Raw genomic sequence first — 23,947 nt, 5'->3', positions numbered from 1 at the left:
GGCATGACGAAGATCCAACATGTGGGCCTGATCGGTGCTGGCCTCATGGGCCACGGCATTGGCAGGAATATCCTGGCCAAGGGCTTTCAGCTTTCCGTGCTGGCGCATCGCAACCGCAGGCCGGTGGAGGATCTCCTGGCCAATGGCGCCAAGGAGGCCAGGACGCCGGCGGAGCTTGCTGCGCAGTGCGACATGGTCATCACCGTGGTCGGCAACTCGGCGCAGATGGAAGATATCGTCCGCCGCGCGGACGGCTTGCTTGCCGGGTTGAAGCCGGGTGGCATTGTCGCCGACTGTACGACGGCACAACCTGACTCCACCATTGCCCTTGCCGCCGAGGTCGCCGCAAAGGGTGGCCGCTTCGTCGATATCCCGATGACGCGGACGCCGAAGGAGGCGGAGGCCGGCAAGCTCGGCCTCATGACCGGCGGCGACAGGGCGACCTTGGCGGAGGTCCGGCCGGTGCTCGAATGCTTTGCCGACACTATCGTCTATTGCGGCGGAGTTGGCGCGGCCCACAAGGCAAAGCTCATAAACAACATGCTCTCGCTGGGTTATGCCGCTGTGACGGCGGAGGCCCTGGTCGCCGCCAGAAAGTCCGGCGTCGATCTGAATGCCTTGCGTCAGATCGTCACCGCGGGCGGAGCCAACAGCGTTATGTTCCAGCGCCTTGCCGCCTACCAGATCGATGGCGACAACACACAGCTGCAGTTCGCCATCGCCAACGCGCAGAAGGATCTGCGCTATTTCCTGCAGATGGCCGAATCGCTGCCGGTCTCGACCTTCGTGGCCTCAGCCATCCACCAGCTCTATGCGCTGTCGAATGCCGCCGGCCTGGGGCAGCATTACGTGCCGGAGGTTATTGACGTCCTCACCACGCTCAGCGACAAGGCGTTGACGAAAGGGAACTGATCGAGGGGCTGCCGGTGTCACGCCGCGAGCTGGGGGAGTGGGATTACATCGTCGTTGGAGCGGGGTCGGCCGGTTGCGTGCTGGCCAATCGCCTATCGGCCGATCCAGCTAGCCGCGTTCTCCTGGTGGAAGCCGGCGGCAAGGACGACTATATCTGGATCCATATTCCCGTCGGCTATCTCTACTGCATGAATAACCCGCGCACGGACTGGGGTCTCAAGACGGTGCCGCAACCCGGTCTCAACGGCCGGTCCTTGCCATATCCGCGTGGCCGCGTGCTGGGTGGATGCTCTTCGATCAATGGGATGATTTACATGCGCGGGCAGGCGCAGGACTATGATGGCTGGCGCCAGCTCGGCAACAGGGGCTGGGGATGGGATGATGTTCTGCCTTACTTCGTGAGGTCGCAGCGCCATTTCGCTCCCGAAGCGGGCATGCATGGCGCCGAAGGCGAATGGCGCGTCGAGGAGCCGCGCATTCATTGGCCGATCCTCGATGCCGTGCGCGATGCGGCGGCGGAACTCGGCATTCCCAAGGTTGCCGATTTCAATCGCGGCGACAATGAGGGCTCTTCCTATTTCCACGTCAATCAACGCAGAGGTGTGCGGTGGAACACCGCCAAGGCGTTCCTGCGGCCGGTTCTCCATCGGGCCAATCTCGACGTCATGACCGGTGTCACGGTCGAGCGAGTACGGCTTCAAGGCGCGCTGGCGACGGGTATCGAATGCCGGCTGAATGGCGAGGCCGTCGGTATGACTGCACGTAAGGAAGTCATTCTCTCCGCTGGAGCCATTGGATCGCCACAGATCCTGCAGCTCTCCGGCATCGGACCTGGCTATGTGCTGACCAAGGCCGGGATTCGTGTTCAGCGAGAATGTGCCGGTGTCGGCGAAAACCTGCAGGATCACCTGCAGATTCGCACGATCTTCAAGGTAACGGGCGCACGCACGCTCAATCAGATGGCAGGTACGCTCCTTGGCAAGGCATGCATCGCCGCCGACTATGTGTTGCGTCGCCGTGGACCGATGACGATGGCGCCGAGCCAGTTGGGGATATTCGCTAAATCCGACCCCAGTTTCGCGACCGCCAATATCGAGTACCATGTTCAGCCATTGTCGCTCGATGCGTTCGGCCAGCCGCTGCATAGGTTTCCCGCTATAACCATGTCCGTCTGCAATCTGCGACCTTCGAGCCGGGGGACGGTCAGTATCGTCTCGCCGGATCCCACCGCCGCGCCGGCAATCGATCCGAATTACCTCTCAGATGAGACGGATAGGCGCATCGCTGCGGAGTCGATCCGCCATGCGCGGCGGATGATGGCGACGCGAGCCATGGCGCCCTTCGCGCCTATCGAATTCAAGCCGGGAAGCCAACATCAAAGCGATGCGGAACTGGCGCGCTTGGCCGGCGATATCGGCACGACGATCTTCCACCCGGTGGGCACCGCGCGCATGGGATCGGATTCCGGCGCCGTGGTCGACGAAAGATTGCGTGTATATGGTGTCGACAGATTGAGGATCGCCGATGCATCGATCATGCCGACGATTACCTCGGGCAATACCAATTCTCCCGTCGTCATGATCGCTGAAAAGGCCGCCGAGATGATCCTGGCCGACGGTTGTTAACTATCGTTTTGCCCAGTCCGCTTTGCCCAGTCCGCTTTCCTGGCCAGCCCGCTCACGGCAGCTCGTCATGAGCGGGCATGGTGAGGATCGTCACAGATTTGCAGTGTAATTCTTGTCGCTATGTTTCTGTCGTGGCATAAGGGCGCCGATCACAGATCGACCGCCGCTTGTGAGTGGAAACCGTGTGATGCTCGACATCGCCCAATATGACCCGACGCCATATTATAACTGGTCCTATCCTGACCGAGGTCGCTTGACACCTGGAAGCGAGGCGCATCGCAATGCGTTCTGCCGCCTGCTGACCGAGACTTACAACCCTTATAAACCCGCCGTCATTCCCTGGCCGACGCTCTCGGACGACGAGTTGCGGCGCCTGTCCGCCTTGCCGTTCTGGGACACCGCGGTCGCCATCGAAGGGCGTGCCTCCCTGCGGATGCAATGGCAGGCCGACCGCCTGGATGATCCGCAAATTGCCGAGGCCCTCAGCCTGAACGCCGCGGAAGAACAGCGCCACAAGGAAGTGCTGCATAACATGCTGACCTTCTACCGGATTGAATTGGGTCCGGAGCCGGTCTATCTGCCGCCGCACAATCCCGAATTCGGTTTTTTGCGCACTGGATTCGGAGAGTGCATCAATTCATTCTTTGCTTTCGGCTTGTTCGACCTGGCGCGCAGTTCAGGTTTCTTCCCGCCGGCCCTGGTCGAGACATTCGAGCCGGTTATCCAGGAAGAAGCTCGGCACATCATGTTCTTCGTCAACTATGTCGCCTATCGCCGCGCGAGGCTCGGCTTGTTTGGTCGAATCTGGTTCGACGCCAAGTGTCTTGCGGCCATCGGCGAACAATTCGCCTCGCGCGTCGGCATGGCACTGGAAGCGCGCCGCCGCCGCAAGGGCGTACGTTCGAATTTCCTGACCGATGGTGTGGCGACTGTTGCGCGCGGCTTCGACAAAAGCACCTTCTTCGAGCTCTGCCTCAAGGAGAACGATCGGCGGATGCGGGGTTACGACCGGCGTCTTTTGCGGCCGACGATGACACCACGGCTGGTTCGATTTGCATTGAAATTCATGCGCTAACTTCGCGCATCGCCGCTTGTAGCCTTGGCTTCGGCCTGAATCCGATTGCGGAAAGCTGCGCATTTGGGCCGTTGCCGGCGTTCGGCCAGATAGACGAGGTAATGGGTGAATTCGCTGCGGCCTGCGGTCCGTCCGAATAAAGACGGGTTAGCGGTAAGGGAGGAAACCGCAGTTTTTCAGTTAGACCCCGGTTGCCCGGGCAAGGTTGCGGGCGGCTTCCTCCAATTGAGCGAGCCGGCGGAATCGGCTGCCGTCCAGAACCTGGAAGCGTGGATCGGCCGCGAAAAAGCTGAAGCCGCCGCGCTCGCGCAGCGCCAAGCCAGCAGAGATGCCGGCGACTTCGATAGCAAAGGCGGGGATATTTTCATTGGCCGCAGAGCGGCTGATGGAAACGTTGGACACGTGATCCTCCTGACCGGCTGGTGACTGACTTCTAAGCCGGATCGATGACAGCAAGATGAAGCGTCGTGCTTCGTGTGCGTTGAAACGGTTGCGTCAGCAACTGGTTCCGGCACAACACCTCCCGAGGCAAAGGGTCGCTGTCGCGGTGCAAGCTGCTCCATCAAATGCGGCGGGCTTCCAGCAGATATCCGAGACGGCGCGGCATGGGCACGAGAGTCAGAAGAGAGAAATATAAATAATAGTTGATATTTCGGCGATACTTCGCCTAATAACAACATCAAATCAACATTCATCGTGCCTTCTTTGTTGACTTTTGCTTGGATCGATGGCGAATGGTGGGCAAAAGGGCTGGCGAAAGGGGCTGGATATGCGGGAGGCGATGGCGCGGGTCGAGGCGCTGACCTGTTGGTCGGCGCGTGTCGAACCCGAGATCATCAAAGGGGGCATTACCAACGCCAATTTCCGGGTTGAACATGCCGGCCGACGCTACTTTGTGCGCATCGGCGACGATATTCCGGTCCATGGTGTTATGCGCTTCAACGAGCTGTCGGCCAGTCGTGCCGCTGCCGACTGTGGCCTGTCGCCCAAGGTTGTGCATGCTGAGCCCGGCGCGCTGGTCTTCGAGTTCATCGATGGCAAGACTCTGGCGGCGGAGGATGTCCGTCAGCCGGCGATGCTGGCACGCATCCTGTCGCTCATTCGCAAATGCCACCGCGAGATGCCGCTGCACGTGACCGGCCCAGCGCTGATCTTCTGGGTCTTTCATGTTCTGCGCGACTATGGCCATTCATTGAAAACCGGGGGCAGCCGGCATCTCTCCATATTGCCGCGCCTGCTGAACATCGCAGCAGAGTTGGAGAAAGCTGTTGGCGCGGTGGAAATTGTTTACGGCCATAACGACCTTCTGCCGACCAACTTTATCGATAGCGGCGATCGGCTCTGGCTTATCGACTGGGATTATGCCGGTTTCAACTCGCCGCTTTTCGATCTCGCCAATCTTTGCTCGAACAATGAAGTTGCTGCCACCGACGAGACAGATCTGCTTGAAACCTATTTCGATCGCCCGGCGGATGCCGATCTGTTGCGCCGCTATCATGCAATGAAATGCGCGTCGCTGCTTCGCGAAACAATGTGGAGCATGATTTCTGAGATCCATTCGACTTTGGACTTCGACTATGTCGCCTACACCGCAGAGAATCTAGCGCGCTTTGAGCGCGTCCTCGGCGACTTCCGGAACATGTGAGGAGTATTTGATGAGCGATTTCCCGGCTTCCGCGCGCGCCGTTATCGTCGGCGGCGGCATTATCGGCTGTTCGACGGCATATCATTTGGCCAAGCTAGGTTGGAAGGATGTCGTGCTGATCGAGCGACACAAGCTTACCAGCGGTTCAACCTGGCATGCCGCCGGCCTCGTGGGCCAGCTGCGCACGTCAGCCAACATCACGCAGCTTCTCAAATATTCGGTCGAGCTCTACAACAAGCTTGAAACCGAGACCGGTCTTGCTACCGGCTGGAAGATGAATGGTGGCCTACGCCTGGCCTGCAATCAGGCGCGCATGACGGAAATCAAACGCCAGGCGACGACGGCGCATTCCTTCGGTCTTGAGATGCGCCTGCTGACTCCGAATGAGGCGCGAGACCTGTGGCCGATCATGGATATCGGCGATTTGGTCGGAGCCGCGTTCCTGCCGACCGACGGCCAGGCCAACCCGGCCGATATCGCGCAATCGCTGGCCAAGGGCGCGCGGCTGGGTGGGGTGAAGATCGTCGAGGACACGGCCGTCACCGGCATCGAGGTTGTGAAAGGCCGCGCGGTCGCCGTCATAACCGATAAGGGCCGCATCGCCGCAGATGTCATCGTCAATTGTGGTGGTCAATGGGCGCGCGAGATCGGCGCGCTGGCCGGCGTCAATGTGCCTCTTCAGTCGGTGCAGCACCAGTATATCGTAACCGAGGCGATGCCTGGTGTGCCGAAGAACCTGCCGACCCTGCGCGATCCAGACCGGCTGATATATTTCAAAGAAGAAGTCGGCGGTCTGGTCATGGGCGGCTACGAGCACAATCCCATTCCCTGGCTGCCGGGCAAGGATCGATATGGACTGCCGGGCAACTTCGCCTTCCAACTGCTGGAGAATGATTGGGACCATTTCGGCCAGTTGATGGAACAGGCGCTTGCACGCGTGCCGGCGCTGGAAAAGGCCGGCGTCAAACAGATGATCAATGGGCCGGAGAGCTTTACGCCGGACGGAAACTTCATCCTGGGTGAAGCGCCGGAAGTGAAGAACTTCTTCGTCGGCGCTGGGTTCAATGCCTTCGGCATCGCCTCTGGCGGCGGGGCCGGCCGGGCGCTCGCCGAGTGGATAGCGGGTGGCGAGCCGCCGATGGATCTGTGGCCGGTCGATATACGCCGCTTCGGCTCGGTTCACCGCGACAAGAACTGGGTGCTGACGCGGACGCTTGAAGCCTACGCGCATCACTATTCGATGGCTTGGCCGCATGAGGAACTTGAGAGTGTGCGTCCCGTCCGTGTCTCACCGCTCTATGCCAAGCTCAAGGAGCAGGGCGCCGTCTTCGGCTGGAAGCTGGGCTGGGAGCGCCCGAACTGGTTCGCGCCGAAGGGAGTCGAGCCGAAGGATGTATATTCATATGAACGCCAGAACTGGTTCGAGCATGTAGGCAACGAGCACAAAGCGGCGCGTGAGCGCGTCGTACTGATCGATCAGACGTCGTTTGCGAAATTCATGCTGGTCGGCCGCGACGCCGAGGCCGCCCTTTCCTGGATCGCCAGCAATGACGTGGCCAAGAGGCCCGGTACCATCGTCTATACCCAGATGCTGAACCAGCGCGGCGGAATCGAATGCGATCTCACGGTGACTCGTGTTGCCGAGGACGCCTACTACATTGTCACCGGGACCGGTTATGCGACGCATGATTTCCACTGGATCTCCGCGCATATTCCGGCCGATCTCGATGCCCGCCTGATGGATGTCACGTCGAGCTACGGCGTCCTCTCGCTGATGGGGCCGAAGGCGCGCGATGTACTCGCGGCAGCAAGTGCAAGCGACGTCTCAAATGCGGCCTTTCCGTTCGGAACCGCGCAGGAGATCGCGATCGCCGGTACTATCGTGCGGGCGCTGCGTGTGACCTATGTCGGTGAGCTTGGCTGGGAACTGCATATTCCGGTCGAGGCCATGGTTGCCGTCTATGACGCATTGTGGGCGGCAGGTGAAAAGTACGGCATCGCCAATGCAGGTTACCGCGCTATCGAAAGCCTGCGTCTCGAAAAGTTCTACCGTGCCTGGTCGTCGGACATAACGCCCGACCATTCGCCGTTGGAGGCCGGAATGGGCTGGGCGGTGAAGCTGAAGAAGAACATTCCGTTTCTGGGCCGCGAGGCGCTGATCACGCAATTAGAGAAGGGTGGGACACAGAAGAAGTTGCCGAAACTGCTTGCCTGCTTCACGATCGACGATCCGAGCATTGTCCTGCTCGGCCGTGAGACAATCTTCCGCAATGGCAAACAAGTTGGCTGGCTTGCTTCCGGTGGCTATGGCTACACGCTGGATACCAATATCGGCATCGGCTATGTGCGCGATCCCCATAACGGTGTCAGTGCCGAAGACGTGCTGGCCGGCACCTATGAATTGGAAATCGCCTGTCAGCGCTATCCAGCCAAAGTCAGCTTGCAGCCGCTCTACGACCCCAAGATGGAGCGCGTGAAGGCTTGATCAGGCTCGCATAACATCGATCTCAACCCCGTGCACGCTTGAGCTTTCCGCCATGTCGCTCTTCGTGCCGGGATTGAGAGCGTTGACATTGAGGCCGCCTGGAATGAGCTTGGGCCAACGGCTCTTGGCGGCGAGGGCAACGCCGCGGGGCAGGCTGGGGGCAATGTCGACGATCATATCGATCTGCGCGGTCGCGTTGCTGACCTTCACCTTGTCCCCATCCTTCAAGCCGCGCATCGCGGCATCATCCGGGTGCAGCGTGATATGTTCCGGTCCCAGCTTCGCTGCGATCTTTGGATCGTTGTGATAGGAGCTGTTCATCAGCCAGCGCGACGCCGGTGAAAGCAGCCGCAGCCGCTGCCCTTGCGGTTTCGCGTCGACGCTTGGGAGTGGAATGCGCGGATAACCGGCCGCCTCGGCACTGGCGCTGGCAAGTTCGATCCTGCCGGAGGGGGTTGCGAAGGCGAGATTGGGAAACTGCAGGACCGGTTCCGCCCAGCGTTGGATAGTGCCGGCGGATTTCAGGGAAGCGAAATCGCGCTGGCCAAGCTGCCGCGCCAGAGTATCGAGAATTGCCGTATCGGCCTCGGACAATTCGGCATCGGTGTAGCCCATCGCCTTGGCGAGGCGACGGAAGATTTCTTGATTGGTGAGAACTTCGCCCAATGGCGCCATCGCCGCTGCCTGGGCGGAAACGGTCAAGTCAAAATAGGACATGACCAGATCGTCGAACTCCAGGAACGATGCGGCCGGCAGGATTATGTCGGCGTGATCGACCGTGTCGGTCGGGAAAAGATCGATCGCGACGTGGAACAGATTTTCGCTGCTTAGCGCCCGCCGCAATTCCGCCTGACGCGGGTTCGACGCGGCAATGTTAATGTTCCAGGTTACAAGCGCCCGCGCCTTCTTCGGATCGCGCAGCAGTTCGACCAAGTCCATATGACTGACCGTCCGACGCTCGTTCTTGCGCAGATGCGGTGCCTCCAGATAGTCGCCATCAATCCCGCGCCGAGCACCACCGTTGAGGTAGAGCAGGCCGGCGCCCGGCTTGGCAAAGTTGCCCGTGGCTGCCGGCAGCATGCCGACCGCGCGGAAGACGTTGCCGCCCATTGGCTGGCGTTGCAGGCCCTGGCCAAGCCACAGCAAGGCGGGGCCGCTGCCATAGATTTTCGCTGCCGCAACGATATCCGCAGCCGGCACGCCCGTCATTGTTTCGGTCCAGGCCGGGTTCGCCGTGGCAATCGTGGTGGCGAGTTCTTCCCATCCAATCGTATGCGCGTCGATGAACTTCCGATCGATCAGATTCTCGCGCACCAGCACGTGCAACAGGCCATAGGCCAGGGCAGAATCGCTGCCCGGGAAGGGCTGCAGATGAAGATCTGCCTGGGCGGCCGTTTCATGCCGCACCGGATCGACGACAATAACCTTCGCCGGCGTTTCCTTGAGCCAGTATTTGTGCCGATGTGGCGCCGATGCGGATGGGTTGGCGCCCCAGACGAGAATACAGGCCGCGTCCCTGGCCATGCGCGGATCGAACCCGTCGGTCGACGTGCCGTACACGAAGTTGAGCGCCGCGTGCCCCGCGGCGTTGCAGATGCTGTCGGGGTCGACTTCGCTGGCGCCGAGCCTGTGAAAGAAGCGCTGCGGAAAGCCACCGGCGATGGCCGAGCAGGTGCCGGTATAGTGGGTATGCCAAATGGTCTCCGGGCCGCTCTCGGCCGCGATAGCCATGAGTTTCCGGGCAATGTGCGAGATGGCTTCGTCCCATCCGATCGGCTGGTACTGGGCGCTGCCTTTTGGGCCGGTGCGTCGCAATGGGGTCGTCAAGCGCGCCTTGGAATCGAGATAGGCACCGTTATAGGCGATCGCGCACTTTCCGCACAAAGCCCCCCGGCTGACCGCATGGTCCGGGTCGCCAAGAACTTTCATACGGCCATCGGCGGACTTCACGACGGCAATGCCGCAGGCATCGTAGCAGTCGCGTGGGCACGTGGTTTTGAAGATGGTCTTTTCTGTCATGATCCTGCCACTCTAATGCGCCGCGCGCAGAATGTGAACAAGTCTCCGTTCCACTCGCTTGACTTCAAACCGGCCCGCCCTGATTTTGTCAGAGAAATAGAGGAAAGAGCCAAAGATGAGCGACCGATCCTATTTGCGGCTGATAGTCGACCCTGGCTTTGCCTGGATGCTGGTCACCCAGTTTCTTGGGGCGCTCAACGACAACATCTATCGCTTTGTCGTCAGTTTCTTCGCAATTTCGCTGGCTGCCCGACATGAGGATGGCTGGGATGCCGCCGTCTATATCTCGGTCATCGGTGGCCTGTTCGTGCTGCCATATCTCCTGTTTTCCGGCTATGCGGGACAGCTGGCAGATCGCTTTTCAAAACGGTCGGTGCTGATCGCCACGAAGAGCATGGAGATTCTAGCCATGGGCTTGGGCTTCGCTGCCTTTGTGATGGGCAGCCTCGGCCTTATGCTGGTGGTCATATTCCTAATGGCGTTGCAATCGGCCTTTTTCAGCCCCGCCAAATACAGTTGCCTGCCAGAACTGTTGCCGGAGCAGGACCTCTCGCGCGGCAACGCACTGATTGAGATGAGTACGTTCCTGGCGATCATCATCGGTACCTGGGCCGGCGGGCAGATGTTCGAATCTCTTGGCAACGAGCCGATGCTGCTTGGCGCTATCGTCCTCACGATAGCTGTCGGCGGGACGCTGGCCAGCTTAGGCATTGGCCGAACGCCGGCGCCCGCGGTAAAGTTGCCTTTCCAGGTCAATCCTATCGCCGGAATCGACAAAGGCCTGGCGGAGCTTTTTGCCAATCGCCGATTGTGGCTCACTGTGCTTGGCATTTCATGGTTCTGGTTCCTGGGAGCTCTGCTGCAATCCTCGATCCCGCTCTACGGCACTCAGGTGCTGGGGCTTGGCGAGGGCGCCACGGGCATGCTGTGGGTCGCTGTTGCCGTCGGCATCGGTATCGGCAGCATGGTCGCGGGACGCCTTTCAGGCAACAAGGTGGAACTGGGGCTCGTACCGATCGGGTCCGTGGGCATGGGCGCTATGTCGATGCTTGTCGTGGCGGCCGATACGGCTGCCGGTGCCACCATCTGCCTTGGGTTGCTGGGCTTCTTCGCCGGCTTCTATGCCGTTCCGCTCAACGCAATGCTGCAGCAGAAGTCGGCCGCGGAGTCGCGTGGCCGCGTCATTGCGGCGAACAATGTCATCAACTTCATAGGCATACTTCTGGCATCCGGCGCCGTGTTTCTTTTTGGCGGTGTGTTGAAGCTGCCGGCCGACGCGATCATCTTTGCGGGCGGCATCCTCAGTTTTCTGGTCACCGGCTACATATTCCTGTTGCTGCCGGATTTTTTCATACGTTTCATGCTGTGGCTGCTGACCCATTCCATCTACCGCATCCGTATCGTCGGTGCCGAGAATGTGCCGCTCAACGGTCCGGCGCTGTTGATATGTAACCATCTGTCCTTTGTTGACGGTCTGTTGGTGGGATCTTGTGTTCAGCGTTTCGTGCGTTTCATGGTCTATGCGCCGTTCTTCAATATTCCCGGCCTAGGGCGCTTCCTTAAGATGATGCGCGCCATTCCGACCGGTGGCGGCAAGGTGCTGGAGCCGATCAAGCGGGCGCGGTCGGAGCTTGAAGGCGGCCATGTGGTCTGCATCTTCGCCGAAGGCGCCATCAGCCGCACCGGAAACATGCTGCCCTTCAAGCGGGGCTTCGAGCGGATCATCGACGGTATCGAAACCCCGATTATCCCTGTGCATCTCGATCAGGTCTGGGGCTCCATCTTCAGTTTCAAAGACGGCAAGTTCTTCTGGAAATGGCCCAGCCGGCTATTTTACCCGGTCACCATCACATTCGGGAAACCACTCCCTGCGAGCGCGCGCGCCTGGGATGTGCGGCAGAAGCTGCTGGAAATGGGTGGCGACGCCTTCCGTGTGCGGCGCAAGGCAGACGATCTGGTGGCCATCCGCTTCATTCAATCTGCCAAGAAGCGCTGGTTCCGCATGGCACTGGCCGACTCCCTGGGGCGCGAAATGAATTTCGGCGAAGCCCTGACGGGATCGCGCCTGCTCGCCCGCTGGTTCGCGCGCGAGCGGCCGGCCGACAAAATGGTAGGCATCCTGCTGCCCAGTTCCGTCGGCGGCGCACTGGTGAATATGGGATTGATGCTGGCCGGCAAGATTCCGGTCAATCTCAATTTCACCATTGGGGCCGAGGCTTTGGAATCGGCCATTCAACAATGTGGTATCAAGTCGATCGTGACGGCACGCGCCTTTCTGACCAAGGCCAAGCTGGCCGAACGACCGGACATGATCTTCGTCGAGGAAGTGCTGGCCAAGCAGAGCAAGGCACAGCGCCTGCTGATGTATATGGCGACATTTCTCACCCCGACCTCGCTGCTCGCGCGTCTCGTCGGTCCGCGCGGCCAATCGGTCGACGATCTGTGCACCATCATGTTCAGCTCAGGATCGACCGGCGAGCCCAAGGGCATCATGCTTTCGCAGCATAATGTCGTTTCGAATCTCGAGGCGATTGCGCAGATTCTGTGGGTGCAGCGGGACGACAAGATCGTCGGTGTGCTGCCGTTCTTCCATTCCTTCGGCTTCACGGGCACGCTGTGCCTGCCGCTGGTGATTGGCATCGGCGCGGTCTATCACGCCAATCCGCTGGATGCGAAGACGATAGGCGGGCTCATACGCAAGTACAAAGCAACCATCCTCATATCGACGCCAACTTTCTGCCAAGCCTATCTCCGCATGTGTCCGGCTGAGGATTTCGCCAGCCTGCGACATGTCGTTGTCGGAGCTGAGCGGTTGCGCCCGGATCTCGCCGCGTCCTTCAAGGAGAAGTTCGGCCTCGACATGCTGGAAGGCTATGGCGCCACCGAAATGGGTCCGGTCGTGTCGGTCAATGTGCCCAATGTCATTGAATCCGGCGAAAGCCAAACGGGTCACAAGCCGGGGACGGTCGGACATCCGGTGCCGGGTGTCGCGGCGCGCATCGTCGATCCGGATACCTATGCCGACCTCAGGGAGGGCGAGGAGGGATTGCTTCTCCTCAAAGGCCCGGGGCGCATGCTGGGCTATCTCAACAATCCGGCCAAGACGGAAGAAGTGATTCGCGATGGCTGGTACGTCACCGGCGATATCGCGGTGCTTGATGAGGATGGCTTCATCCGTATCACCGACCGTCTGTCGCGTTTCTCCAAGATCGGCGGCGAAATGGTGCCTCATCTTAAAGTGGAGGAGGCAATGATGCAGATTCCCGGCATCAACGGTGCCAATGTGACGGCGGTGCCGGATGCTGCCAAGGGCGAGCGTCTGGTCGGCTTCTATATTGCAGATGAAAGCATGGCGCCGGAACTGGTTTGGCAGGGTCTCAACAACTCAGGATTGCCGAAGATCTGGGTGCCCAAGGTAGCCGATCTGCATCGTATCGAGGAACTGCCGGTGCTGGGAACGGGCAAGACCGACCTTAAGCGCTTGAAAACGATGGCGCTAACCCTTGCGGCGCAATAGGCGGAAGGCGAGCGGGGCGGCAACCACGATCATGAATATGCGGACCACATGGTGGCTTGAAACATAGGCTGCGTCGACCCCGAGTGCGAGTGCGATCAGACTCATTTCCGCCAGGCCACCGGGGGAAAAAGCAAGGAGGGCCGAAGAAAACGGCATCTTGGCGGTTGCATCGACGGCAAGTCCGAAGCCGACGGCCACCAGCAGCAAGATGCCGGTAGCGCCTGTGGCAAGAACGATACCGCGGAGCACCAGCCGAAGGGGGAGCCCCGCAAATCGCGCGCCGATCATTGAACCGACGACGATCTGTGCAATTGCCACGAGTTCGGCCGGCGGTCTGGATGCCGTGATGCCGGCCACATGCAGACCGGCACTCGCGATCATGGGGCCAACCAGGGCATAGGCTGGCATGCGCAGGAGACGAGCGCCGAAAAAACCTGCGACGCCGGCTCCGGCAAGCCAGAGGAAATCGGAATAGCTGATGGGGTCGAGATTGGCAGCCGCGTTCGCACTGGTCGGCGTATAGCCGCCCAGCCAGCGATAGCCGAATGAAAGCACGAAGACGGCGACGAGAATTCTCGCTCCATGAGCCAGCGAAATTCGGGCTTCGTCTCCGCCGAATGCGCTGCCAGCCAGGATCATTTCGGAAAGGCCGCCAGGTGCTGCCGCAAAATAGGCGGTCACTTCGTCATATCCGGCAAAGCGAATGTAATATTGCCGCACCAGGTAAGTCGTGACGACGACGTAGAGGCCGAGCCAGAGGAAGCTGATTGCCCAATATTGCAGATGATCGAGCATTTGCGGGGTAAACGCACTGCCCAGCATGATGCCGAGGATGGTCACGAACACCATTCTCACGCGCGGCATCATGGAGATGGGAATGCGGGATACGGCCGCGATGGTGGTGAATGTCATCGCTCCCATCATCCAGGGCAAGGGCAGATGGACCAGATAAAATACACCGCCACCTATGGCGCCGAGGAGCAGGCAGAGAATTCTTGCTCGGATCAATGGAGAGAACGGCAGGTCCACGGTCGGCTAAATCTCCGCTGTCGCTTTCAATCCTTCCAGTACGGCCTCTTCCGCCGTCCGCGGCGTCAAGCAGTCGCCGATGATGCGAATATCGCCATCCCAGCTGGCTAACTCATCTTCCAACTCGCTTTGGCGTTCATGTCCAAGTGAGGCAACGACGGTATCGACCGCGTCGAAAATGATTGGCTCGTTGCTGGTGGCATGCTGGAAATATGCGGTATCGCCATCGACACCGTAGAGGCGTGCATAGGGGACGATCTCAACATTGAGCTTATGCAGTTCACCGACCCAATGGTCGCGCACATATTGATGGATTCGCTGGCCGGCCATATAGCCGTCGACGCAGAGTCGCACGCGGCAACCGGCACGCGCCAGCTTTTCAGCCAATCCCATGCCGATCCAGTCGCAGCGCCAATCGGCGATGACGACCGAAGAGCCGATATTGACCTGGTCGCGGATGACATCCCAGGCGCTTACCACGTGGCCGCTTTCGACCCCTTCGACACCGGCGCTGAGCGCGCTGCGCGGTCGGGCACCGGTGGCAATGATCACGGCATCCGGCCTTTCCGCCTCAACGAAAGCGCGCGTGACTTTCGTCCGCGTGCGAATTTCCGCACCGCCCAATTGTACTTCGCGCGTTAGGTTGGTGATGATCCCCCCGAATTCAGCCCGGCTCGGCAGCATCTGGGCGATAAGGGCCTGACCGCCAAGGCGCTCGCCCGCCTCGCACAGGATCACCTCATGCCCGCGTTCCGATGCCACGGCGGCCGCTTTCATTCCGCCCGGACCGCCGCCGGCGATGAGAATCTTCTTCGGCCGCGCGATCGGTTTGCGCGTTCCGTAAGTGAGTTCGCGGCCGGTTTCCGGATGCTGGATGCACGAAATCGGGTAGCCGGCATGGAAATGGCCAATACAGGCCTGATTGCAGCCGATACAAGCGCGGATATCGTCGAGTTTCCCGGCTTCCGCCTTCTTCGGCATGTCGGGATCGCAGATCATCGCGCGCGTCATGCCGATAAGGTCGGCGGAACCGCTGGCAAGGATTTTCTCGGCATCCTGCGGTTGGTTTATGCGGCCGGCAACCAGAACTGCCGCTTTCACCTTGGCTTTCACGGTGGCGGCAAAGGGCGCCACGTAACCATTGGCAAAGGCCATCGGTGGGGCGATGTGGACCGCGCCGCCAAAGCTTGCCGACGATCCGGCGATGACGTTGAAATAATCCATGACGTCATCGAGCGTCTCTATGGCGGCAAGGCTCTCGCGCTCCTGCAAGCCATTGTAATCCTTGTCATCGCCGCTGATGCGCAGGCCGATTACCATGTCGGGGCCGACCTTGGCGCGGATTGCCAGCGCCACCTCGCGCGTAAAGCGCAGGCGGTTCTCGAAACTGCCACCATATTCGTCGGTGCGCTGGTTGGTGCGCTCGTTGAGGAACTGCGCCGGCAGGTAGCCGTGGCTGGCCACGATCTCGACGCCGTCGAGGCCGCCGCGCTGCAGCCGTTCGGCGGCGCTGGCATAACCGTCGACGATTTCCTTGATCATGCGTTTGGACAGCGGCCGTGGCATGACATGGAAGCGCTCATTCGGCACGGCGGAGGGGGCATAGGCAACTGGCGCCGTGCCGTCCTGGCTTTCCATGATCTCACGGCCGGGGTGGAAAAGCTGGCCGAAAATCCTGGTGCCGTATGGCTTGCAGGCGTCGACCACAGCGCGGTAGCCGGGAACGCAATCGTCGCTCGTCGCCATGATAAGATGCGAAGTATAGCGTGCCGTCTCATGGACGCCCGCAACCTGCATGATGATGAGGCCGGCACCGCCTTCGGCCCTGGCCTTGTGATAGGCGATCAGGGGTTCGTTGGGCACGCCTTTGGTCGGCATGGTCGTGTCGTGGCCGGTCGAGAAGATGCGGTTCTTGATGCGGCAGTTGCGGATGGTAAAGGGCTGAAACAGCTGGGCAAGGGCGGTCATGTTCGGCTCGTTCTGATCGACTGGCGGGAACTGGTGGCGAACCTATCGCGCCTGAGCGTGGCTTAGAAGGGCGATCTTGCGTCGCTTTAGCGCGAAACCGGCAAAACAGGTTGACTTTGGACATCTTTGCCGCTGATTTGGCGCCAATCACGCCATTCCGACGAGGTTTTCATGATCCCGCGCTATTCCCGTCCCGAAATGACCAAGATCTGGGACCCGGAGAACCGCTTCCGCATCTGGTTCGAGATTGAGGCCCATGCCTGCGACGCCCTAGCCGAGTTGGGCGTCATTCCGAAAGAGGCCGCTGCGGAAATCTGGGCCAGGGGCAAGTGGGAGGTCGAACGGATCGACGAAATCGAGCGTGAAACCAAGCATGATGTGATCGCCTTTCTGACGAATCTTGCCGAACATGTCGGTCCGTCGGCGCGCTTCGTGCATCAGGGTATGACGTCTTCCGACGTACTCGATACCTGCCTTGCCGTGCAGTTGCGCCAAGCAGCCGATCTGCTGCTGGACGATCTCGATCGCTTGCTGAAGGCGCTGGAAAGGCGCGCCTTCGAGCATAAGCTCACGCCGACCATCGGCCGCAGCCACGGCATCCACGCCGAACCGACGACATTCGGGCTGAAACTGGCCTCGCACTACGCCGCTTTCGCCCGTGCCAAGCAGCGTTTAGTCGCCGCACGCGATGATGTGGCGACCTGCGCCATTTCAGGGGCGGTCGGCACCTTTGCCAACATCGATCCGCGGGTCGAGGCGCATGTTGCCCGAAAGATGGAGCTGAAGGTCGAACCGGTCTCGACCCAGGTGATCCCGCGCGACCGGCATGCCATGTTCTTTGCCGTCCTCGGCGTGGTGGCCAGCTCGATCGAAAATCTGTCGATCGAAGTCCGCCATCTGCAGCGTTCGGAAGTGCGGGAGGCGGAGGAGTATTTCGCGCCGGGCCAGAAGGGCTCAAGCGCGATGCCGCACAAACGCAACCCGGTGCTTTCCGAAAATCTCACGGGTCTTGCCCGCGTGGTGCGCGCTTCGGTCAATCCTGCGCTGGAAAACGTCGCCTTGTGGCACGAGCGCGACATCAGCCATTCATCGGTCGAGCGCGTGTTCGGCCCGGACGCGACCATCACCCTCGATTTCGCGCTCAACCGCCTGGTTGGGCTGGTTGAGAAGCTGATCGTCTATCCGGAAGCGATGCAGGCCAATCTCGACCGCTACAGCGGACTGGTTCATTCGCAGCGCGTTCTTCTTGCGCTGACCCAGGCAGGGATGAGCCGCGAGGATTCCTACCAGGCCGTGCAGCGCAACGCGATGAAAGTCTGGCTCGAAGGCAAGGATTTCATGACCGAGCTCAAGGCCGATACCGACGTGACGAAGCGTCTCTTGCCTCAGCAGATTGAGGAATGCTTCAACCTCGACTACCATTTCAAGCATGTCGACGACATCTTCCAGCGAGTCTTCGGTCGCTCTTGAAACGCTGATCGGTTTCTGCGCGGCGCATCCTGTCCCGGACACGGATGCGCCGCGTTTCCTCGGCCGGCTCAATTCCGGCTCAAGAGCCATCATCGATTGGCGCGATCGCGGGATCGTCGCCGTGCTGCTCGATGCCGTGACCGCCGCCAACGGTGCTGTTCCCCTTGAAGTGGTCGGGCTTGCCGACGGGAAGATGACATCCGCGCTGGCTGCAGATCTGCTTGCTGAAGTGGCGATCCGCGCCGCGGCGCTCAGCGCCAAGGCGAATGAACTGGCAATCACTCCAGTATGGGCGGCGCATAGGGCATTGGCTGAGGAATTCGGTTATCGGTTTTCCTATGGCGATTGCGAGATGATCTGCCGCAACGCCAATTGGGGAGACGATCTGCCGTTGCCGGACGGTGTTGCGTGGCGGGACGCTTGGCCAGGCTGGGTCGAGGAATATGTCCGCGTACTGCACTCAGGTTTCGCGGACCTGCCGGGCGCTTTCGTGCCCAGGCCGGAGGAAATCCGCCGCTATCTGCAGCAATCCGGCATCCGCGCCCGAATCCTCGTCGAGAGCGGGCGGGGGATTGGCCTGCTGCGCTACACGGAACCTGACAATTACATCAATGCGGTCGTGCGTGCGGGGGACCAGAAGGGACGGGGTATCGGCCGACTGGTGATGGATGAGGCGCGCCGCTGCCTGATTGCGAACGGCAACAATGACGCACCGATGACATTGAGCGTGGTGAATACGAATACAGCGGCGATAGAGCTCTATCGCCGCTGCAATTTCGAGATCGATCGCGAAGTTGCGGTCTTGATCCGCCGCTTCTGAGGGCGTCAGAGGTTTACTTCGGTCATGACCTGCTTCTTGGCGGCGATCAGGAAATCGTCCATCTGCTTGCGCAGGCGATGCTCGCTCATATCGACATTCTTTGCCTTGAGGTCGGCCAGGATCTTGTGCAGTACATCGTGATCGCCGGGCTTTTCGAAATCGGACGTGATCACGCTCTTGGCATAGGCTTCCGCTTCGGCTCCGTCGATGCCCAGGAGTTTGGCCGCCCAAAGGCCCAGCATCTTATTGCGGCGGCTGTTCACTTTGAACTCCAACTCCTTGTCATGCTTGAACTTGTTCTCGAATGCGGATTCGCGCTCGCTGAAAGTGGTCATACCCGTGCAATCCCTTGAATGGTTCGGAAGCGATGTAAACTCGGTTGAAAAATGGTTGGCCGGCGCCTTCCAGTCAAGTCTAATAGGCGCCGCGCGTCAGTCTCACAAGTTTCAACATTTTCAGTCGGTTGGGCCCATGTGCAGTGTAATCATTCTATCCCGGCCGGAGCATGATTGGCCGATTCTGGTCGCTGCCAACCGCGATGAGATGCATGAGCGGCCATGGGATCCGCCGGCCCGGCACTGGCCCGACCGGCCCGAAGTCGTTGCCGGTCGGGATGTTCTGGCTGGCGGGTCGTGGCTCGGCATCAACGATTTCGGGGTCGTTGCGGGTATCCTCAACCGGCGCAACACGCTGGGGCCGCAACCGGGCAAGCGGTCACGGGGCGAACTGGTGCTCGATGCACTCGACTTTGCCGATGCCGAGGCGGCGGTCGCCATGCTGCAGGACCTGGATGCCACTGCTTTCCGGCCGTTCAACATGGTGGTGGCCGACAACACCCACGCCTACTGGCTGCGCAATCTGGGGCAAGAGATTGAAGCTGTCCTGCTTCCGCCAGGCCTATCGATGATCACGGCGATGGATCTCAACGACATGAGCAGCCCGCGGACGCGTCATTTCCTGCCGCGCTGGCGCCAGGCACCTGCACCCGAACCGGAGGAAGAGGACTGGCAGTCCTGGACCGAATTGTTGCAGTCGCGGGAACATGAACCCGGGGGCGACGTCTTCGATGCGATGTACATCATCTCGAATACCGGGTTCGGTACGGTTTCTTCCTCCCTCATTGCTTTGCCATCGGTCAACCACTCGGATCGGCTCCCTCGCTGGCGTTTTTTAGGCGGAAGGCCCGAATCCCAGTCCTGGAGCGATCTCGACCTCGGTTAGCTGAAAGCCGGGCTTGCAACCTCATCGCTCGCGAGCTATATATGTAATAATATAACATTACATAATGGAAACCAAGATGCGTTTCAGACCTTTCGGACTGGTCCTGGTGCTATTGAGCGGCCTTTTCGTCGCGCTCCATGACGTGCGCGCCGATGACAAGCTCGAAGTCGTCGCCACTTTCAGTGTCGTGGCCGACCTTACGCAGCGGATTGGCGGCGAGGCCATCGACCTCACAACCCTGGTTGGCGCGAACGAGGACGCTCACGCCTACGAGCCGACGGCGGAGGCTCAACGCGCCGTGGCTGCGGCCCAGATCGTTGTCGCCAACGGACTGGGCTTCGAACCCTGGCTCGACCGTCTGGTCGATGCGGCGCAATTCAAGGGCGATCTGGTGGTTGCGACAAAGGGCATTGAGCCGCTGGCATTGCCTGACGAGCATGCCGAAGAAGAAATTGCAGGCGGGGCGGACGATCACGAGCATGGCGCCAATGATCCCCACGCTTTTCAGGATCCCAAACTGGTCCTCGCCTACATCGACAACATTGAAGCTGCATTGGCGAAAGCGGCGCCCGCACACGCGACGGCTTTCGCAGCCAATGCCGAGCGGCTGAAAGCGGACTTCCGTGCCCTGGATGCCGAGCTGAGTGCATCGATCGGCGGTCTGCCCGCAGACAGGAAGCACATTCTGACATCGCATGACGCGTTTGGGTATTTCGGCCGCGCCTATGGAATCGACTTTATCGGCGTCCAGGGCATCAGTACGGATTCCGAACCGTCGGCCCAGGATCTGAAAAATGTTATCGAGCAAATCAAAGTGGGTAAGATCAAGGCCATGTTCATCGAGAATATGAGCGACCCCCGCTTTATCGAAAGCATTGCCGCAGATACCGGGATCGCCGTGGGCGGTGATCTGTTCGCGGATGCCCTGTCAGGCCCGGAAGGACCGGCCGGCGATCTATTGTCGCTGTTTCGTCACAACGAACGGGAATTGCTTAAAGCTCTGCGATAGCGTAGTTTTTCTCCACTTCTCGGAATTAGGAGATATTATGCTATCGAGACGAGACATGCTCCTGGGAGCTGTGGCGGGTTCCTCTATCCTCGCCATTGGTGCGACGCGTGCGATCGCCTTGTCTTCCGAGCCGATGGCGCCTGCCGATATCCAGGCTCTGGCGCTTGCCTGCGGTAAGCCGGCATCGCATGCGCAACTGATCGCGGATGCCCGCTTGATCTTGAATGCCGAGATCGAGAGCGGTGCGAAGCCCGCCGATACAACGGAGCTTGTCGCCTGCCCCCTCTGTCGCTGCACCTTCGAAGTCGCATCTGATATTCGTTTTTGAGACAGTGCGTGCTTGGCTCCTCCTGGTCGGCTTGACGCTGGCTGTCATCGGCCCGAAAGCTGCTTGGGCGCATCCGCACGTGTTTATCGATAACCGCCTGACCTTTCTCTATGCCGGCGGCGAACTCACTGGGTTTCGCACGGACTGGCGGTTTGACGAAATCTTCACGGCGGATCTTTTGGCTCAATACGATGCGAACTCGGATGGGCAGTTCGACGAGGCCGAAAGCAAGCAAGTGGAGGAGGGAACTCTCCCGAACCTCGCTGGATTTCACTATTTCACTTATGCCTATCTCGATGGTCAGGATCTTGGCGAACTGGTGCCAGATTCATTCAAGGCCGACATCGTGAGTGGTGCTGTCCGATTCGTCTTTACCTACAGGCTGCCGCATACGGTCGATCCCCGTCGGCAGAAGATGGCTGTTTCCATCTATGACCGGGAATATTACGTCGAAGTGCTGCTGGCGGAGCAAGATCCGGTAAGTCGGGAAGGGGAGGGTGCAGATGGTTGCGGTGCTGACGTCGCCGATGACCCTGACCATGCCTATTACGGGGGCTTCGTGGTTCCGCAGATCGTCGGGGTAAGGTGCCCATGAGGTGGCTCTTCTTATTCCTGCTCTTGGCGCTGGCTGCGCCGGTGACTGCGGCCTGGGCAGAGGAAAGCGCATCGCCCTTCACCGCCCCGGCACCATCCGGCAGTGCTGCGGCAGCACAGAGCGTCGACGATGGTGTCATGACCAGGATTGGCCGTACCTTCGTCATGCTGCAGCGTGACATCAATCGTGGCATCAATCAGCGTCTGGTGGCGATCAAGCGGGGCGACGACGCGGGTGCGCTCTGGGCTGGAATCGTCGCCGCTTTTCTCTATGGCGTCTTTCATGCGCTTGGCCCAGGGCATGGCAAGAGCGTCGTCATCGGCTACTTCCTGGGCCGCAACGCCCGCCCTTGGCGTGGTGTGGTGATGGCGGCGTGGATCGCCGTCAGTCATGTCGTGGGGGCCGTCATCATCGTCGGCATAGCGCATCTCATCCTCTCCAAGAGCCTTGTTTCGCCGACCAATGAGTTCTTCTGGTTGCGGATCGCCAGCTATGCAGCGATTGTCCTCGTCGGTGTCCTGATGCTGCGCGAATGGGCACGCGGCGGGCATGCCCATCGCGACCACACCGATCACGCCCACGGTCTGGGCGATGCCCATGGACATGCCTGCAACGCCGGGGATGTCGGTTGGCTGAAGCGTCACGCACCCTTGGAGCAGCGGATACTGGCCCTGGCGGCCGGACTGGTTCCCTGCAGCGGCGCGATCCTGATCCTGCTGTTCACCATGGCCAACGGATTGATTCTGGCCGGTGTTTTGCTTTCGGGCGCCATAGCGCTGGGCATGGGCATCACGCTGGCTGGACTTGGTGTGGCAAGTATTCTGCTGCGGCATCAGGTTGTCCTGCGGCTCCCGGATGGAGGGCGGACAGGGCATTGGCTGGCCCTGAGCGCCCCCACCTTTGTGATCGCCATCGGCACCACGCTGCTTCTTCTGACGGTTCTGGCACCGCTCCAGAGATAACTTATTGATATTACAAAGTAAAATTAGAAAGAACTAAGGCCGCGAGCCTGTCCTGCAATCATTGTATTGCCGGCCCCATGCTGCTAGAAGATGGCCGAATCTTTGCACCGCGGCAGGAATGAGTCGATGGCGCCGCGGCCAGCACAATTGGAGACCCCCAATATGTCCCGCCGGCGCCGTATCTACGAAGGCAAGGCCAAGGTCCTTTTCGAGGGGCCGGAGCCCGGCACGCTGGTGCAGTATTTCAAGGACGATGCGACGGCCTTCAACAATCAGAAAAAGGGCACCATCACCGGCAAGGGGGTGCTCAACAACCGTATTTCCGAATATCTGATGCTGCGTCTGGGCGAGATCGGCATCCCGACCCATTTCGTGCGCCGCCTCAACATGCGCGAACAATTGGTGCGCGAAGTAGAGATCATTCCGTTGGAAGTGGTCATACGCAATGTGGCCGCAGGCTCGCTCGCCAAGCGCCTGGGGATTCCCGAAGGCACCCAATTGCCGCGCTCGATCATCGAATACTATTACAAATCGGACGAGCTTGGCGATCCGATGGTGTCGGAAGAGCATATCACGGCGTTCAACTGGGCGATGCCGCAGGATCTCGACGAAATGCTGGCGCTGTCGCTGCGCGTGAACGACTTTCTCACCGGGCTGATGTTGGGTGTCGGCTTGCGTCTTGTCGATTTCAAATTGGAATTCGGCCGGCTGTACGAAAACGAAGAAATGCGCATCGTGCTAGCCGACGAAATCAGCCCCGACAATTGCCGACTGTGGGACGTCAAGACCGGCGAGAAGCTGGACAAGGACCGTTTTCGCCGTGATCTCGGCAATGTCGAGGAGGCCTATCAGGAAGTTGCGCGCCGACTCGGCATTCTGCCGGAGGGCGGCCCGCGCGACATGAAGGGCCCGAGTACGATGCAATAGGGCAGTTGCCCGGTTTGACGGGGCGCCTTTCTGGCGCCCCATTCATTCCGGGCCCAGAGATTGGTTATTGGTTTCTTGCGACAAAGGGAGCGTCATGAAGGCCCGCATCCACATTACCCTCAAATCCGGCGTCCTCGATCCTCAGGGCCGTGCCATCGCCAACGCGCTGCATGCGCTGGGCTTCGACAATGTCGATGACGTGCGCCAGGGCAAGTATATCGAGGTTGACCTGAAGGAGAGCGACAAGGCGAGAGCCAAGTCCGCTGTCGACCAGATGTGCGGCAAGCTGCTGGCCAATACCGTCATCGAGAACTACGCCATCGATCTGGTGGACTGAGCC

20 protein-coding genes are annotated in these 23,947 nt (G+C 60.2%); 15 read left to right on the top strand and 5 right to left on the bottom strand.

Going from position 1 to position 23,947, the window contains the following annotated elements:
* Window positions 1–3 precede the first annotated feature (3 nt).
* From ACE3TY_RS05705 to ACE3TY_RS05695, 3 genes are all read left to right on the top strand, one after another.
* A complete protein-coding gene (locus ACE3TY_RS05705) occupies window positions 4–912 on the top strand; it encodes an NAD(P)-dependent oxidoreductase (protein WP_374651714.1) in 909 nt (302 codons plus the stop codon).
* Between the two features lie 8 nt (window positions 913–920).
* The gene (locus tag ACE3TY_RS05700; protein WP_374652034.1) at window positions 921–2,537 is read left to right on the top strand and encodes a GMC family oxidoreductase; all 1,617 of its coding nucleotides are present in this window, start codon (window positions 921–923) and stop codon (window positions 2,535–2,537) included.
* 187 nt (window positions 2,538–2,724) lie between these two features.
* Window positions 2,725–3,612 (top strand): ferritin-like domain-containing protein, encoded by an 888-nt coding sequence (locus ACE3TY_RS05695; protein ID WP_374651712.1) that lies wholly within the window; start codon window positions 2,725–2,727, stop codon window positions 3,610–3,612.
* Window positions 3,613–3,792: 180 nt separating this feature from the next.
* Here the strand turns inward: ACE3TY_RS05695 and ACE3TY_RS05690 are convergent, their stop codons facing one another.
* Window positions 3,793–4,068 (bottom strand): hypothetical protein, encoded by a 276-nt coding sequence (locus ACE3TY_RS05690; protein ID WP_374651710.1) that lies wholly within the window; start codon window positions 4,066–4,068, stop codon window positions 3,793–3,795.
* 313 nt (window positions 4,069–4,381) lie between these two features.
* Between ACE3TY_RS05690 and ACE3TY_RS05685 the strand changes: the two genes are divergently transcribed.
* Together ACE3TY_RS05685 and ACE3TY_RS05680 are read left to right on the top strand one after the other, a co-directional pair.
* A complete protein-coding gene (locus ACE3TY_RS05685; protein ID WP_374651708.1) occupies window positions 4,382–5,257 on the top strand; it encodes a phosphotransferase in 876 nt (291 codons plus the stop codon).
* A 10-nt stretch (window positions 5,258–5,267) separates the two neighbouring features.
* Window positions 5,268–7,742: an FAD-dependent oxidoreductase gene (locus ACE3TY_RS05680; RefSeq protein ID WP_374651707.1), complete on the top strand. Its 2,475-nt coding sequence runs from the start codon at window positions 5,268–5,270 to the stop codon at window positions 7,740–7,742.
* Here the strand turns inward: ACE3TY_RS05680 and ACE3TY_RS05675 are convergent, their stop codons facing one another.
* Window positions 7,743–9,761, bottom strand: coding sequence for a molybdopterin-dependent oxidoreductase (locus tag ACE3TY_RS05675; protein ID WP_374651705.1), 2,019 nt, complete (start codon window positions 9,759–9,761; stop codon window positions 7,743–7,745).
* A gap of 115 nt (window positions 9,762–9,876) precedes the next feature.
* Here ACE3TY_RS05675 and ACE3TY_RS05670 point away from each other — a divergent pair, with 115 nt between their 5' ends.
* A complete protein-coding gene (locus tag ACE3TY_RS05670) occupies window positions 9,877–13,278 on the top strand; it encodes an acyl-[ACP]--phospholipid O-acyltransferase (protein ID WP_374651703.1) in 3,402 nt (1,133 codons plus the stop codon).
* On the opposite strand, the gene ACE3TY_RS05665 is transcribed toward ACE3TY_RS05670, so the two are convergent.
* On the bottom strand, window positions 13,258–14,307 hold the full coding sequence (locus ACE3TY_RS05665; RefSeq protein WP_374651701.1) for an AbrB family transcriptional regulator: 1,050 nt from the start codon (window positions 14,305–14,307) through the stop codon (window positions 13,258–13,260). The two genes, ACE3TY_RS05670 and ACE3TY_RS05665, sit on opposite strands and share 21 nt — an antisense overlap.
* 6 nt (window positions 14,308–14,313) lie before the next feature.
* A complete protein-coding gene (locus ACE3TY_RS05660) occupies window positions 14,314–16,275 on the bottom strand; it encodes an FAD-dependent oxidoreductase (RefSeq protein WP_374651699.1) in 1,962 nt (653 codons plus the stop codon).
* Between the two features lie 171 nt (window positions 16,276–16,446).
* On the opposite strand from ACE3TY_RS05660, the gene purB reads away from it, so the two are divergent.
* The gene (gene purB, locus ACE3TY_RS05655) at window positions 16,447–17,745 is read left to right on the top strand and encodes an adenylosuccinate lyase (protein WP_374651697.1); all 1,299 of its coding nucleotides are present in this window, start codon (window positions 16,447–16,449) and stop codon (window positions 17,743–17,745) included.
* Window positions 17,705–18,565, top strand: a complete 861-nt coding sequence (locus tag ACE3TY_RS05650; RefSeq protein WP_374651696.1) for a GNAT family N-acetyltransferase — start codon at window positions 17,705–17,707, stop codon at window positions 18,563–18,565. Before purB ends, ACE3TY_RS05650 begins: the two co-directional genes overlap by 41 nt.
* Before the next feature lie 5 nt (window positions 18,566–18,570).
* On the opposite strand, the gene ACE3TY_RS05645 is transcribed toward ACE3TY_RS05650, so the two are convergent.
* Window positions 18,571–18,900: a DUF1476 domain-containing protein gene (locus ACE3TY_RS05645; RefSeq protein WP_374651694.1), complete on the bottom strand. Its 330-nt coding sequence runs from the start codon at window positions 18,898–18,900 to the stop codon at window positions 18,571–18,573.
* A gap of 136 nt (window positions 18,901–19,036) precedes the next feature.
* Between ACE3TY_RS05645 and ACE3TY_RS05640 the strand changes: the two genes are divergently transcribed.
* The 7 genes from ACE3TY_RS05640 (at window position 19,037) to purS (ending at window position 23,944) form a co-directional block, all read left to right on the top strand.
* Complete coding sequence (locus ACE3TY_RS05640; protein WP_374651692.1) at window positions 19,037–19,786, top strand: NRDE family protein; 750 nt, start codon at window positions 19,037–19,039, stop codon at window positions 19,784–19,786.
* 76 nt (window positions 19,787–19,862) lie between these two features.
* Window positions 19,863–20,795, top strand: coding sequence for a metal ABC transporter solute-binding protein, Zn/Mn family (locus ACE3TY_RS05635; RefSeq protein WP_374651690.1), 933 nt, complete (start codon window positions 19,863–19,865; stop codon window positions 20,793–20,795).
* A gap of 55 nt (window positions 20,796–20,850) precedes the next feature.
* On the top strand, window positions 20,851–21,123 hold the full coding sequence (locus ACE3TY_RS05630) for a hypothetical protein (protein ID WP_374651689.1): 273 nt from the start codon (window positions 20,851–20,853) through the stop codon (window positions 21,121–21,123).
* Window positions 21,124–21,127: 4 nt separating this feature from the next.
* Window positions 21,128–21,718 (top strand): DUF1007 family protein, encoded by a 591-nt coding sequence (locus tag ACE3TY_RS05625; RefSeq protein ID WP_374651688.1) that lies wholly within the window; start codon window positions 21,128–21,130, stop codon window positions 21,716–21,718.
* Window positions 21,715–22,680, top strand: a complete 966-nt coding sequence (locus ACE3TY_RS05620; RefSeq protein ID WP_374651686.1) for a nickel/cobalt transporter — start codon at window positions 21,715–21,717, stop codon at window positions 22,678–22,680. The genes ACE3TY_RS05625 and ACE3TY_RS05620 overlap by 4 nt, the downstream gene beginning before the upstream one ends.
* Before the next feature lie 162 nt (window positions 22,681–22,842).
* Window positions 22,843–23,607, top strand: coding sequence for a phosphoribosylaminoimidazolesuccinocarboxamide synthase (gene purC, locus ACE3TY_RS05615; protein ID WP_374651685.1), 765 nt, complete (start codon window positions 22,843–22,845; stop codon window positions 23,605–23,607).
* Between the two features lie 94 nt (window positions 23,608–23,701).
* On the top strand, window positions 23,702–23,944 hold the full coding sequence (purS, locus tag ACE3TY_RS05610; RefSeq protein WP_374651683.1) for a phosphoribosylformylglycinamidine synthase subunit PurS: 243 nt from the start codon (window positions 23,702–23,704) through the stop codon (window positions 23,942–23,944).
* Window positions 23,945–23,947: the final 3 nt, after the last annotated feature.

Source organism: Dongia sp., assembly GCF_041918875.1.
Taxonomy (GTDB): domain Bacteria; phylum Pseudomonadota; class Alphaproteobacteria; order Dongiales; family Dongiaceae; genus Dongia.
This window is presented reverse-complemented; position numbering and strand designations above follow the sequence as displayed.